This is a genomic window from Streptomyces justiciae (assembly GCF_015163075.1).
Classification (GTDB): Bacteria; Actinomycetota; Actinomycetes; order Streptomycetales; family Streptomycetaceae; genus Streptomyces; species Streptomyces justiciae.
In genome coordinates this window covers 104,664-118,058 of sequence record NZ_JADDXU010000005.1, presented here as the reverse complement: position 1 = coordinate 118,058, position 13,395 = coordinate 104,664, and the positions used below count along the sequence as shown (strand labels likewise).

The 13,395-nt window shown below is 71.2% G+C and carries 15 protein-coding genes; 5 read left to right on the top strand and 10 right to left on the bottom strand.

The features are described 5' to 3' along the window. Positions 1-44: 44 nt before the first annotated feature. From IQ210_RS15865 to sigE, 5 genes are all read right to left on the bottom strand, one after another. On the bottom strand, positions 45-701 hold the full coding sequence (locus tag IQ210_RS15865; protein ID WP_059192492.1) for a hypothetical protein: 657 nt from the start codon (positions 699-701) through the stop codon (positions 45-47). Between the two features lie 262 nt (positions 702-963). Next, positions 964-1,410 carry a sec-independent translocase gene (locus IQ210_RS15860; protein ID WP_194079669.1) on the bottom strand — a complete coding sequence of 149 codons (447 nt, stop codon included), beginning with the start codon at positions 1,408-1,410 and terminating at the stop codon, positions 964-966. A gap of 182 nt (positions 1,411-1,592) precedes the next feature. Next, complete coding sequence (locus IQ210_RS15855; protein WP_194079668.1) at positions 1,593-3,467, bottom strand: trypsin-like peptidase domain-containing protein; 1,875 nt, start codon at positions 3,465-3,467, stop codon at positions 1,593-1,595. Positions 3,468-3,625: 158 nt separating this feature from the next. Then, the gene (locus IQ210_RS15850) at positions 3,626-4,591 is read right to left on the bottom strand and encodes an anti-sigma factor family protein (protein ID WP_194079667.1); all 966 of its coding nucleotides are present in this window, start codon (positions 4,589-4,591) and stop codon (positions 3,626-3,628) included. Next, positions 4,588-5,286, bottom strand: a complete 699-nt coding sequence (gene sigE / locus IQ210_RS15845; protein ID WP_079310366.1) for an RNA polymerase sigma factor SigE — start codon at positions 5,284-5,286, stop codon at positions 4,588-4,590. The genes IQ210_RS15850 and sigE overlap by 4 nt, the downstream gene beginning before the upstream one ends. Positions 5,287-5,533: 247 nt before the next feature. Here sigE and IQ210_RS15840 point away from each other — a divergent pair, with 247 nt between their 5' ends. Then, on the top strand, positions 5,534-6,232 hold the full coding sequence (locus IQ210_RS15840) for an O-methyltransferase (RefSeq protein ID WP_314207308.1): 699 nt from the start codon (positions 5,534-5,536) through the stop codon (positions 6,230-6,232). Positions 6,233-6,313: 81 nt separating this feature from the next. On the opposite strand, the gene IQ210_RS15835 is transcribed toward IQ210_RS15840, so the two are convergent. Next, positions 6,314-6,481, bottom strand: a complete 168-nt coding sequence (locus IQ210_RS15835) for a DUF3117 domain-containing protein (protein WP_003966491.1) — start codon at positions 6,479-6,481, stop codon at positions 6,314-6,316. Between the two features lie 361 nt (positions 6,482-6,842). On the opposite strand from IQ210_RS15835, the gene chcB reads away from it, so the two are divergent. Continuing rightward, positions 6,843-7,634: a 2-cyclohexenylcarbonyl CoA isomerase gene (gene chcB / locus IQ210_RS15830; RefSeq protein WP_194079666.1), complete on the top strand. Its 792-nt coding sequence runs from the start codon at positions 6,843-6,845 to the stop codon at positions 7,632-7,634. Positions 7,635-7,638: 4 nt separating this feature from the next. On the opposite strand, the gene IQ210_RS15825 is transcribed toward chcB, so the two are convergent. Then, positions 7,639-8,220, bottom strand: coding sequence for a DNA-3-methyladenine glycosylase I (locus IQ210_RS15825; protein ID WP_194079665.1), 582 nt, complete (start codon positions 8,218-8,220; stop codon positions 7,639-7,641). Next, on the bottom strand, positions 8,217-8,576 hold the full coding sequence (locus IQ210_RS15820; protein WP_194079664.1) for a DivIVA domain-containing protein: 360 nt from the start codon (positions 8,574-8,576) through the stop codon (positions 8,217-8,219). The genes IQ210_RS15825 and IQ210_RS15820 overlap by 4 nt, the downstream gene beginning before the upstream one ends. 159 nt (positions 8,577-8,735) lie before the next feature. Here IQ210_RS15820 and folP point away from each other — a divergent pair, with 159 nt between their 5' ends. Then, a complete protein-coding gene (folP, locus tag IQ210_RS15815; RefSeq protein WP_194079663.1) occupies positions 8,736-9,596 on the top strand; it encodes a dihydropteroate synthase in 861 nt (286 codons plus the stop codon). A gap of 4 nt (positions 9,597-9,600) precedes the next feature. Here the strand turns inward: folP and IQ210_RS15810 are convergent, their stop codons facing one another. Then, positions 9,601-10,359, bottom strand: coding sequence for an LOG family protein (locus IQ210_RS15810; RefSeq protein WP_079310363.1), 759 nt, complete (start codon positions 10,357-10,359; stop codon positions 9,601-9,603). 98 nt (positions 10,360-10,457) lie between these two features. Further along, positions 10,458-11,537 (bottom strand): succinyl-diaminopimelate desuccinylase, encoded by a 1,080-nt coding sequence (gene dapE / locus IQ210_RS15805; RefSeq protein ID WP_194079662.1) that lies wholly within the window; start codon positions 11,535-11,537, stop codon positions 10,458-10,460. 84 nt (positions 11,538-11,621) lie between these two features. On the opposite strand from dapE, the gene IQ210_RS15800 reads away from it, so the two are divergent. Further along, entirely contained in the window at positions 11,622-12,599 is a 978-nt protein-coding gene (locus IQ210_RS15800; protein ID WP_194079661.1) for a heavy metal transporter, read from the top strand. 310 nt (positions 12,600-12,909) lie between these two features. Then, positions 12,910-13,362, top strand: coding sequence for an ATP-binding protein (locus IQ210_RS15795; protein ID WP_194079660.1), 453 nt, complete (start codon positions 12,910-12,912; stop codon positions 13,360-13,362). Positions 13,363-13,395 lie beyond the last annotated feature (33 nt).

Sequence of the window (13,395 nt, the reverse complement as noted above, 5' to 3'; positions counted from 1 at the left end):
CGGGGGCGCCCTCCAGACGAGAGGGCGCCCCCGTCGTCGTACCGCTACGCGTACTCGCCGATGTCCTTGATCATGGCGAAGCCGAGCCCGTACGCGCTCATGCCTCTGCCGTACGCCCCCACGTGCACGCCCTCCGGGGTCGAGCCGGCGAGCACCCAGCCGAACTCGGACTCCCGGTAGTGGAAGGGCGTGGGCACGCCGTCCACGGGGAGCGACAGCGTCGACCAGTCGGAGCCGTCGAGGTCGTCGGCCAGCGCCCACGCCGTCTCGGTCTGCTGGTCCAGCCAGTCGTCGCGCAGGGAGTGGTCCATCGAGCCGGGCCAGGTGAAGGAGAGCAGCCCCACGCCCGCGAGCCACGCCGCCGAGGAGACCGACGTGGCCTCCAGCAGACCCGTACCGTCGGCGCTCCGCCGGGAAGGGTTGGCCGCGACGGTGACCACCACCGCGAACTTCTCCTTGTCCTCCGAGGCCTCGTTGCGTACCGAGGGCTCGTCACCGTGCCCGATCGAACCGTGCTCGACGGCACCGTCGGCCGCCGTTCCGACCTGCATCAGCCACCGCGGCCCCGTGAAGGCCTCGTCGAGGCCGTACCACGGGAAGGGCGCCTGCAGGTAGCCGTCGACCGTGCGCCGGGCGGAGGGGACCTGTTGTCCGCCCTCCGTGGCCGGCGCCTGCGCGACTGCCTGACTCGTCGTCTCCATGTGCCCGGACGCCTCCTCGTTCCTCGTCGGACCGGACGGCCCGCCCCCCTTCGGGCGACTCGTCCGGTCCGCACAACAACTCGGCAGCATAGCCACCCCACCGGGACCAGCAGCGAAACCGCCGGGTGCGCGGGGCGTCCGGAGGTCCGGTTCAGGCCGGGGCATGGCCTCGCACGGGTATGAAACGCATCACACGCGCCTCACATATGACAGAGCCGCACATCACTGACGTGCGGCTCCGGGAGGTGCGGGGTGGTGTCGCTCAGGTGGCGTCCGCGTCGAAGATCGGCCTGTCGTCCTTGCCGTCGTCGTCCTTCTTGGTCATGTCGATACGGCCGCCGGAACCTCCGGAGGAGGACGAGGAGGAGGACGACGAGGAGTCCGAGTCGCGGCCGTGGACCGCGTCCGTGACCTCGGCCATCTCCTTCTTCAGATCGAAGCCGTTGCGGATCTCCTTGAGCCCCAGCTCGTCGTTGTCCAGCTGCTTGCGGATGAACGTCTTGGGGTTCAGGTCCTCGAACTCGAAGTCCTTGAACTCGGGACCGAGCTCCGAGCGGATGTCCTGCTTGGCGCTCTCCGAGAACTCGCGGATCTTGCGAATGGTCCGCGTGACGTCCTGGATGAGCTTCGGGAGCTTGTCCGGACCGAAGACGAGCACGGCGAGGACAACGAGCGTCACCAGCTCGAGCGGTCCTATGTCATTGAACACCTGAAGCTCCTTGCGATGTCCGGGCCGGGTCCACGGTACCCGGCGATCCGGTACGACCGGTACTGTCCCGAGCCCCCCGAGTGCACGCGCATGAGCGGTTTTGTGGGTTGTTTGCCATGTGGGACGGGGTTTCCGGGCGCGACTATGAGGTTTCTGTCAATCGCTCGGCGGCCCCCGTCCACTCAGTCGCCGTCCGACGAGCCGAGCACCAGGGAGATGGTCAGCTCCTTGCCGCCGCGCTCCACGGTGAGCTCCAGCCGGTCGCCCGGGCGGTGGGCGCGGGTCTTGACGATCAGCTCCTCGCCGGAGTGGACGCGCTGGCCGTCGACCTCGGTGATGACGTCGCCCGCCTTGATGCCGGCCTTGTCGCCGGGGCCGCCCGCGTTGACCGCGGCGCTGCCGTCGTTGCCCTTGGTGCCGACGCGGGCGCCGTCGCCGGAGTAGTCCATGTCGAGCGTGACGCCGATGACCGGGTGGGTCGCCTTGCCCGTGTTGATCAGTTCCTCGGCGACGCGCTTGGCCTGGTTGACGGGGATGGCGAAGCCGAGGCCGATGGAGCCGGCCTGGCCGCCGCTCTCGTCGGAGCCGCTGTCGGCGGAGCGGATGGCGGAGTTGATGCCGATCACCCGGGCCTTGGAGTCGAGCAGCGGCCCGCCGGAGTTGCCGGGGTTGATGGGCGCGTCGGTCTGCAACGCGTCGACGTAGGACACGTCGCTGCCGTCGCCGCTCTCGCCGCCGGCCGTGATGGGCCGCTCCTTGGCGCTGATGATGCCGGAGGTGACGGTGCCCTCCAGGTCGTAGGGGGCGCCGATGGCGACGACGGGGTCGCCGACCTGGACGTTGTCGGAGTTGCCGAGCGTCAGGGGGGTGAGCCCGCTGACGCCGCTGACCTTCACCACGGCGAGGTCGTAGCCGCTGTCCCGGCCGACGACGGTGGCCTTGGCGGTGTCGCCGCTGTGGAAGGTCACCGATATCTCGCCGTCGCCGCCGGCGGGTTCGACGACGTGGTTGTTGGTGAGGATGTGGCCCTGGTCGTCGAGCACGAAGCCGGTACCGGTGCCGGACTCCTCGGTGCCGGTGACATGCAGGGTCACGACGCTGGGCAGCGCCCGCGCCGCGATCCCGGCCACGCTGTCCGGAGCCCGCCCCGCAGGCTCCGCCGCGGCCTGCGGCAGCTCTACGTCCCCCACGCCGCCGTTGCGCTCCAGATACGCCCCCACGACCCCGCCGACGCCCCCTGACACGAGCGCGAGCAGCACAACGGCCCCGACGAGCACCTTCCTGGCCCGCTTACGCCGCTGCTCCTTGGAGGGGACGGCGGCACCGTTCTGCTGGAAGGGGGTCTGGAGCTGATGCTGGACGGGCGTCTGGAGGGGGGTGGGGGCGGCGGCCCAGGGGTCGTAGTTCTGCCAGGGGTTGGTGGGGGGTGGGGTGGGGCCGGGTGGGACGGGAGCAGGGGCCGGGGCGGGGGCCGAGACCGGGGCTTGGGTGGGGCTGTGGTGCGGGGCGGGGGTGCCGTGGGGCTGGGTAGGCGCGGCGGCCGGGAGGGTGCCTTGCGTCGGGGCAGGCGTGGCGGCGGGGGTTCCGTGGGACGGGGTCGTCGCCGGGTGTTGGACCGGTGGGGCGGGGGCCCAGGGGCCGGGTTCGCCGTAGGGCGGGGTGCTGTAGGGGTCGGGGTCGTGCAGGGGCTTGGGGCGCTCTGCCTCGGCCTCGGGGGCCGACGCGGGGTGCGCGTCGGCGTCGGTGTCTGCGGCGGCGTCTGTCGGCGACGCGTCGGCGGGGCGGTCCAGCTCGAAGTCGCCGGAGACGTCGGAGGCGCCGTCGCTCGGCGGCTCGTGCCGGTCCGACGCGTCCTGCGCGTCCTGCGCGTCCTGCGCGTCCTGCGCGTCCTGCGGTGAGCGCAGCTCGAAGTCCCCCTCGGGGCAATCCCGTTCGGAGTCGTCCACGGGTGAGGCGTCCTGAGGTCGCCTCAACTCGTAGTCGCCTTCCGGCAGGGCCGCGTCATCACCGCCCGCACGGCTCCACCACTTCGCCTTCGTGGGCTTCCCCTCGTTCATGCTCTCCCCACAGCCGGGGCCCGTCCGGCACGGCGGACCCCACTCACCCACACCTCTCAGGCACATCGCCTCGATGGCACGGCCCGAGCTGCCGGACAGGACACGGCACGGCTCTCCCTGGATTCAACCAGGTTCACCGGCCGACGCGCAGACGCCGGTCAGCCGGTGGGGCCGGAGGAGGTGGAAGGAGAAGAGGTCGCGTCGGGGACGGGCGCGGCGAGAAGGGCGGGCGGGGTGAGGTCCGGGGCGGTGGACCACGAGGTCAGCGTCAGCTGGGGAGTGGTGCTGAGCGGACGTATCAGCGGGGACATCGCGGCCGCGCCGGCCACGACGGGTGTCGTCAGCGAGTGCGCGACCGGTTGGGCCGGTACGCCGGGTACGAGCGGGGCGGACGCCTCGGTCGGGGCGGACCCGGTGTCGTCGATCCGGGACTGACCGGCGGCGAGCAGCGGGCCCACCGCACGGCGGCGCTGGCTGTCGGGCGTGGCCGCGGCCCCGGTGCCCTGGGAGCGGGCCGGGGTCACATTGCTGCCGCCCGAGCCACCGCGCGCGTCGGTGTCGGCCGGGACGCCGGTCGTGACACCGCCCAGCGCGATCGCGGCCAGCGACACCGCGCCGGCGGCGACGAACGCGAACCGCATGCCGCGGGACGCCGTCCGCTCGGCCTCGTGCCGGCTGACGTCGTGGATACGGAAGCCGCCGCGGTCGATGCCGGCCGGGAGGACCGAGCCGTGCGAGCGGGCGGGGACGTAGTCGAACTCGAAGCGCTCGCCACGCTTCACTCCGAAGACCCCGGCGGTCCCGGGTCGTTCGGCGAAGCCGTCGGGGAAGCCTCCCCCGAACGGCGAGCCACCGCCGTCGTCCGTGCCACCTCCTCCGGGCAGCCCCTGAAGTCGCGCCAGGAAACTCTCGGACGGGGGCGGCGGGGCCGCCTCCGCGAAGACGTTCTTCAGTCGGCGCTGGGCGTCGGCCTCGGCCTTGCACTTGGCGCAGGTGGCCAGGTGGGCGAGGACGCGCTCGCGCGTCTCATGACCGAGCTCGCCGTCGACCAGCGCGGCGAGTCGGTCTCCCAGATGCTGCTCCGCGAGATGCCCTTTGGCGGGATTGGGCCGTGATCCACTCACGCGGTCGCGCCCCCTCCCCCCAGAGCGGCGACGCGGGGCACGAAGGAGCGGCGCTCCTTGCGGGCCTCCGGAGAGCGGTGCGCGAGGGCCTTGCGCAGCTGGGAACGGCCACGGTGGATACGGGAGCGGACGGTGCCGAGCTTGACGCCGAGGGTCGCGGCGATCTCCTCGTACGACAGTCCCTCGATGTCGCACAGCACGACCGCGGCGCGGAACTCGGGCGCCAGGGTGTCGAGGGCCTGCTGGACGTCCGCGTCGAAGTGGGCGTCGTTGAAGACCTGCTGGGGGGAGGGCTCGCGGCTGGGCAGGCGCTCGGCCGCGTCCTCGCCGAGGGCGTCGAAGCGGATGCGCTGCTTGCGGCGCACCATGTCCAGGAAGAGGTTGGTGGTGATGCGGTGCAGCCAGCCCTCGAAGGTGCCGGGCGTGTAGGTCGACAAGGAGCGGAAGACGCGGACGAAGACCTCCTGGGTGAGGTCCTCCGCGTCGTGCTGGTTGCCCGTCAGGCGGTAGGCGAGCCGGTAGACCCGGCCGCTGTGCGTGCTGACGATCTCCTCCCACGTCGGAGGAGTCCACGCCTGCCCGTCCGCGTCGGTGGAGAAGGTCGCGGTCTGGCTGTACTCGTCGTGGCTGGGGTCAGCAGCGGTGTCGTTCACGGATTTCGGCCTGCCCGCCGATCCGAGGAAGCGCCGCAGCACTCCTCCGCGATCCACAGGCGCAGCCGCACCTCCCCTGTCGGCTCTGGTGGTGTCCAGTGGAGCCCCTACCATAGCCACCTCGCCCGTTAGCTCCGGATAAGCGGTTTTACGAGAATTTGATCTGGGCTGATACCGCTCGTACGGCTGCGTCACCGCCCGCTCGGGGCCCTGTCCGCGCCCCTGCTCCTCATCGTGATCCAACTGTGTCCCCCCGGGTGCGTCTCCACCCCTCTAAACGCCCGGTCCCATCAGCAGGTTCCCGCCCCCAACGGATACAGTCACGCCCAGGCAACCACGGGGACAGGAGAGGGTCATTACCGGCAACCGGCAGACGAGCTGGGCGTTCGCCGACGCCTATGTCGCCGAGGACGAAGCGCTGCACTGGGCCCGCGACCGGGCCCGTGAGGCAGGGCTGCGCTCGGTGTCGCCCGGCGCGGGTGCGGCACTGCGGTTGCTGGCGGCCTCGGTGGACGCCAAGGCGGTCGCCGAGATCGGCACCGGTACGGGAGTCTCCGGCATCCATCTGCTGCACGGCATGCGCCCCGACGGCGTCCTGACGACCGTCGACCCCGAGCCGGAGCACCAGCAGTTCGCCCGTCAGGCCTTCCGCGCCTCCGGCTTCGCCAGCAACCGGGCCCGCTTCATCCCCGGCCGTGCCCTCGACGTCCTGCCCCGGCTCGCGGACGCCGGCTACGACCTCGTCTTCTGCGACGGCGACCGCCAGGAGGTCATGGACTACCTCGCTGAATCGTTGCGCCTGCTGCGACCGGGGGGCCTCGTGGTGTTCGAGGGGGTCTTCGCGCACGGCCGGACGGTGGACTCCGGTCCGCAGCCGACCGAGGTGCTGCGGCTGCGCGAGCTGCTGCGCGCGGTGCGGGAGAGTCCGGAACTGGTGCCGTCGTTGCTGCCGGTGGGTGACGGGCTGCTGTGCGCGGTCAAGCGGTAGTACCGGCCCTGAGGCGGTAAACAGCGACCCCGGCACCGCATGCGATGCCGGGGTCACCGAAAGGGTATGGTCGCTTCCGCGTCAGCCGACGACCTTCTTGAGGGCGTCGCCGAGCGCGTCGGCCTCGTCAGGGGTCAGCTCGACGACGAGCCGACCGCCGCCTTCGAGCGGAACGCGCATGACGATGCCCCGCCCCTCCTTGGTCACCTCGAGCGGGCCATCGCCCGTCCGCGGCTTCATGGCCGCCATGCTCGTTCCCCTTCCTGAAACCAGCTCATCGTCAAAGCCGACGGCCCTGGGAGGGCACGCGTGCAGCGTGAGACACGCGACACCGGCATCGAACACATTGCTTCCAAGCCATTATCCCGCATCTCAGGACCCGATGACCAACATCAGTCGGCATCGCTTGGGCAACGCGCGCGAGCAAAACCACTCAATTCGGCGATGTGACTGCGATACTGCGCGGCCGTGCACATGTTCGGCGACAGAAATCGGCCGCGGATTCTTTGACGCAGGTCACACGTCCGTTCCGGTCCCTGGGCGGTGATCTCCGCCATGCTGTCCTACTGAACCCGCAAGTAACCCGCAAGGACGCAGGAGGGGACGCACCATGGCCGACACCGTGCTCTACGAGGTGAGCGACGGACTCGCGACGATCACCATCAACCGGCCCGAGGCGATGAACGCGCTGAACATCGCGACGAAGGTCGCGCTGCGGGACGCGGTCCAGGCCGCGGCCGGTGACGACGCCGTACGGGCCGTGCTGCTGACCTCCGCCGGGGAGCGGGCGTTCTGTGTGGGGCAGGACCTCAAGGAGCACATCGGGCTGCTCGCGGAGGGCTCGACGTCCGTCATGAGCACGGTGAAGGAGCACTACAACCCGGTCGTGCGGGCCCTGACGGAGATGCCGAAGCCGGTGGTGGCCGGGGTGAACGGCGTCGCGGCCGGGGCCGGGTTCGGGCTGGCGCTCGCGGCGGACTACCGGGTGGTCGCGGACACGGCCGGGTTCAACACCTCGTTCGCGGGGGTCGCGCTGACGGCGGACTCCGGGATCTCGTGGACCCTTCCGCGGGTCGTGGGGCCCGGGCGCGCCGCAGACCTGCTGCTCTTCCCGCGGACGATCAAGGCCCAGGAGGCGTACGAGCTGGGCATCGCGAACCGGCTGGTCCCGGCGGGTGAGCTGCGCGGTGAGGCCGAGAAGGTGGCGCGGGCGCTGGCCGAGGGGCCGACGGTGGCGTACGCGGCGATCAAGGAGTCCGTCGCGTTCGGGTTCTCGCACTCTCTGGCGGAGACGTTGGAGAAGGAGGACGAGTTGCAGACGCGGGCGGGGGCGTCTGAGGACCATGCGATTGCTGTGCGGGCGTTCGTGAACAAGGAAGCGCCTAAGTATCTGGGGCGCTGAGGGTTCAGCTCCGCCTGGCCGAACAGTCGGCCAGGTGGTCGTTCACCAGGCCGCACGCCTGCATCAACGCGTACGCCGTCGTCGGACCTACGAAGCGCAGGCCCTTCTTCTTCAAGGCCTTCGACAGCGCCGTCGACTCCGGAGTGATCGCCGGGACCTCTCCCACCGTCTTCGGAGCCGGGCCCGGCGTTTTCGGGGCGTGGGACCAGATCAGGGTGTCCAGGTCGCCCGGCGCCCAGTCGGCCAGCACGCGCGCGTTGGCCAGGGTCGCCTCGATCTTGGCCCTGTTCCTGATGATGCCCTCGTCCAGCAGCAGCCGGTCTCTGTCGGCGTCCGTGAACGTCGCCACCTTGGCGATCTCGAAGCCCGCGAAGGCCGCGCGGAAGCCCTCTCGGCGGCGCAGGATCGTGATCCAGGAGAGGCCGGACTGGAAGGCCTCCAGGCAGAGGCGCTCGTAAAGGGCGTCGTCGCCGTGGACCGGGCGGCCCCACTCCTCGTCGTGGTAGGCGATGTAGTCCTCGGTGGACAGGCCCCAGGGGCAGCGCAGACGGCCGTCCGGGCCGGCGAGGGCGGTTCCGTCGCTCACTGGTCCTCCTGGGCGGGCTTCTCCATGGAGACGTGGGAGGCGTGCGCGCCGTGGGCGGCGGCCTGGGCGCCGGCCAGGGCCGACTCCAGGTCGGCGATGCGCGCGTCGCGCTCCGCGAGCTCGGCGCCGAGGCGGGCGAGGGCGTCGTCCACGTCGGACATGCGGTAGCCGCGCGCGGCGAGCGGGAAGCGGAGGCCCTCGACGTCGGCGCGGTTGACCGGGCGGTCGTACGGCAGGGGGTCCTGGAGGCGCTCCGGGGCGGCCTCCGGGAGCGGGCCCGTCTCGCCGCCGCCCACCACGGCGAGTGTCACCGCGGCGACCACGACGGCGAGCGCGACGACGAGGAACAAGAACATGACCATCGCTGTGGGCCCCCACGCTCGGTGAAAGTGTCGGACTCTGTGTCGGAGTCGAATGTGTCAGAGTCCGATCGTGCCATGCGAGTCTGACAGTTAGGGTCGCAGGCGGCCGTAGGCCGACGACTTGCCAGGACGTACTAGGAGAGGTCACAGGGGATGCTCAGGCTGGGCAGGCGGGAATTCGAGCCGCACGAGCCGGTGATCATGGCGATCGTGAACCGGACCCCGGACTCCTTCTACGACCAGGGCGCGACGTTCCGCGACGAGCCGGCCCTCGCGCGCGTGGAGCAGGCGGTGGCCGAGGGGGCCGCGATCATCGACATCGGCGGGGTCAAGGCCGGGCCGGGCGAAGAGGTGTCCGCCGAGGAGGAGGCGCGGCGGACGGTCGGGTTCGTGGCGGAGGTGCGGCGGCGGTTCCCAGACGTCGTCATCAGCGTGGACACCTGGCGGGCGCCGGTCGGTGAGGCCGTGTGCGAGGCGGGGGCGGATCTGCTGAACGACGCCTGGGGCGGCGTCGATCCGGGGCTCGCGGAGGTGGCCGCGCGGTACGGGGTCGGGCTGGTGTGCACGCACGCGGGCGGGGCCGAGCCTCGTACGCGGCCGCATCGGGTGACGTACGACGACGTCATGGCCGACGTTCTGCGGGTGACCGTGGGGCTGGCCGAGCGGGCCGTGGCGCTGGGGGTGCCTCGGGAGTCGGTGATGATCGATCCTGGGCACGACTTCGGGAAGAACACGCGGCACAGTCTCGAGGCGACACGGCGGCTCGGGGAGATGGTCGAGACGGGGTGGCCGGTGCTGGTGTCGTTGTCCAACAAGGATTTTGTGGGCGAGACGCTGGACAAGCCGGTGAAGGAGCGGGTGATCGGGACGCTCGCGACGACGGCGGTCTCGGCGTGGCTCGGCGCGCAGGTCTACCGCGTGCACGAGGTCGCCGAGACCCGTCAGGTGCTGGACATGGTGGCGTCGATCGCGGGGCACCGGCCCCCGGCGGTCGCCCGCCGGGGACTCGCCTGACCCGTTAGCGCCCCGCCTCCTTCGAGACCAGCGCCACCGCCTCGTCCACGTCGTCCGTGACGTGGAAGAGGAGGAGGTCCTTCTCGGAGGCCTTGCCCTGGGCGATCAGGGTGTTCTTGAGCCAGTCCACCAGGCCGCCCCAGTAGGCGCTGCCGAAGAGGACGATCGGGAAGCGGGTGACCTTCTGGGTCTGGACGAGGGTGAGGGCCTCGAAGAGCTCGTCGAGGGTGCCCAGGCCGCCGGGCAGGACCACGAAGCCCTGCGCGTACTTCACGAACATCATCTTGCGGACGAAGAAGTACCGGAAGTTCAGGCCGATGTCGACGTACGGGTTGAGGCCCTGCTCGAAGGGGAGCTCGATGCCGAGGCCCACCGAGATGCCGTTCGCCTCGCAGGCGCCCTTGTTGGCCGCCTCCATCGCTCCTGGACCGCCGCCCGTGATCACCGCGAAGCCGGCCTCGACCAGGCCTCGACCGAGCTGCACGCCCGCCGCGTACTCCGGGGAGTCCGCCGGGGTCCGCGCCGAGCCGAACACGCTGATCGCGGGCGGGAGTTCGGCGAGCGTGCCGAAGCCCTCGATGAACTCCGACTGGATGCGCAGGACCCGCCAGGGGTCGGTGTGGACCCAGTCGGAGGGGCCGCCCGCGTCCAGGAGCCGCTGGTCGGTGGTGCTGGCCGTCACCTGTCCACGCCTTCGGAGGACCGGTCCCAGGCGCTGCTCCGACGGTGGCTGCTTCTTCCCCTCGGGGTTGCCGGTAGCCATGTGCGCTCCCTCCATTAGCGGGTGGTTCCGCTTCAGCGTAGATCCACGCCGGTTACGGAGGGGGGACATGTGCGTGTCCGCCGTGAAGCCTTACGGCCTCATGCCGTCAGCCACGCCCGCAACCGCTCCTCCGCCACCGGGATCAGGGACGCCTTCACGCGCTCGTCGACCTTGTGCGCCAGCAGCGGGTTGCCGGGGCTGTAGTTGACGGCCGGGATGCCGAGGCGGCTGAAGCGGGAGACGTCGGTCCAGCCGTACTTGGGGTGCACCTCGCCGCCCACGGCCTCCACGAAGGCCGCCGCGGACGGGTCGTTGAGGCCCGGTCGGGCCCCGCCGGTGTGGTCGTCGACGACGAACTCGTCCACGCCGCAGTCGGCGAAGTAGTCGCGCACGAAGGCCTCGGCCTCCTCCTCGCTGCGGTCGGGCGCGTAGCGGAAGTTGACGGTGACCGTGCAGGCGTCCGGGATGACGTTGGTGGCCACACCACCCTGGATACCGACGGCGTTCAGGCCCTCGTGGTAGCGCAGACCGTCCACCACCGGCTGCCGGGGCTCGTACTCCGCGAGCTTGGCCAGCACGCGCGCGGAGGCGTGGATCGCGTTCGAGCCCATCCACGCGCGCGCGGAGTGCGCCCGCTCCCCCTTGAACTTGAGCAGCACCCTGAGCGTGCCCTGGCAGCCGCCCTCCACCTGGCCGTCGGTGGGCTCCAGCAGCACCGCGAAGTCACCCGCCAGCCACTCGGGGTGGGCCTCGGCGACATGTCCCAGGCCGTTGAGGTGGGCGGCGACCTCTTCGTTGTCGTAGAAGACGAAGGTGAGGTCGCGGTTGGGGGCCGGGACCGTCGCCGCGATGCGCAGCTGGACGGCGACGCCGGACTTCATGTCGCAGGTGCCGCAGCCCCAGAGGTAGCCGTCCTCGTCGAGGCGGGAGGGGACGTTGTCGGCGATGGGGACGGTGTCGATGTGGCCGGCGAGGATGACCCGCTCCGCGCGGCCCAGGTGCGTGCGGGCCACGACGTTGTTGCCGTACCGGTCGACCGTGAGGTGCGGCAGGGCGCGCAGCGCGGTCTCGATGGCGTCCGCGAGGGGCTTCTCGGTGCCGCTCACCGAGGGGAAGTCGACGAGCTGCGCGGTCAGCTCCGCAGCGTCCAGCGTGAGGTCAAGCGGGGTATCGGCCATGCTCCCGACCCTAGCGCCCGGGCCCTCTCGGCCGTCGTCCACACCCGGCTGAGGCACCACAGAGCCCTCCAGTACCTTGTACGGATGCCAGAGCCGTCACCCGCTCCACGACGCCGTCGTCGTGGCCGCTTCCTCCGTTTCATGGGGGCCCTCGTGGTCCTGTGTGCCGTCGCGGGCTATCTCGTGGTGCAGTACGTCACCGGGGGCGCGGACGCGCCCGGTTGCAAGGTCGTCTCGGGCAAGGGCGACGGGGCGGAGTACGAGTTCACGCCGGAGCAGGCGGTGAACGCGGCGACCATCACGGCCGTCGGCACCGGGCGGGGGCTGCCCGAGCGGGCGGTGGCGATCGCGCTGGCGACCTCGATCCAGGAGTCGGGGCTGCGCAACATCACCCACGGCGACCGGGACTCGCTCGGCCTGTTCCAGCAGCGGCCGTCGCAGGGCTGGGGCACGGAGAAGCAGATCATGGACCCGGCGTACGCGGCGGGGAAGTTCTACGAGCATCTGGTCAAGGTCTCCGGCTACACGAAGATGCCGCTCACCGAGGCCGCCCAGCGGGTGCAGCGCAGCGGCTACCCGGAGGCGTACGCCAAGCACGAGCCGGACGCGACGCTGCTGGCCGCCGCGCTGACCGGGGCCTCTCCGGCGACGCTGACCTGCGACGGGCGGCAGGCCGCCACACTGACCGCCGGTCCGGACGGGGTGCGGGACGCATTGGTGAAGGACTTCGGGCGCGACGCGCTCGACACGGCCGCCGAGGACGTGGCGAAGGGGGCGAAGGCGTCGTCCGCCGCCACCGATGACGCGGCCGCGGAGCGAACGCTGGTCGTGCCGGTCACCGCCGACGACTCCGCGGCGAAGCGCACCACGCGGCAGCGCGGCTGGCAGCTCGCGCACTGGGCGGTGGCCAACGCCTCCGCCCTCCACATCCAGAGCGTCGGTTACGCGGGCCGGCAGTGGACCGCCGGGAACACCCAGAGCGAGTGGCGGACCGTAGAGGGCGCGGGTGCGGGCGGGGCGGAGAAGGCCGCCGGGTCCGTACGGATCGTGACTGCTCAGTAGTACGGGCCGTCACTCGCAGGGGTTACGGGGGCCCGCCGCGGACGCGGGTGTGCGCAGGTTTTCGTCACCTCACCCTCGTATCCGCGAAATCCCTTGAGAACACCGGGCTGTAAGGATTCGGCGGACTTTCGGATCGGGCGTCTTTTGCCCGTTTTTATCCGCAGCCGATAATGCGACGCATTGCCAACTCTTTACGTTGGCCGTCCGCAACCTTCGCGGGCTTCGAGCGGTAGTCACTGCGTCCGAGCCCGGTGATCAACTGCCGGGAGCGGTTGGACACTTCCTCGTTCTCTCCCGTCAAAGGAGCATCATGTCCCTCCCCCTGACCCGCAGGATCGCCCGTGCCGCGCTGCTCGTCGCTGCGGGAGCGGCAGCCGGGGTCGGTGCGGCCGGCTCCGCCAGTGCGGCCCCCGCCGAGCTGCCCGCGACTCCGAACCTGGGCGGTCTGACCGCTCTGGACGGCGCGAGCGTCGGCAACAGCGTCGACGGTGCCACGCAGAACGTCACCAAGATCGCGGGCAACACCGGCGGCAACGCGGTCAAGAAGGCGGTGCCGACGGCGGGCAAGACCGGCGGCAAGGTCGCGAAGAAGGCGGCCCCGGCCGCGCAGCAGACGGCCGGTGACGCGGCGGGCTCCGCCGGGGACATCCTCGGCGACACCACCTCCACCGCGACGAAGGGCGGCCTGCCGACGGACTCCCTCACCAAGGGCGGGCTGCCCGCGGCGGACTCGCTGCCGGTGAAGTCCCTGCCGCTCGGCTGAACTGCCTGAAGCAAGCGATGGGGCCCGGGGTTC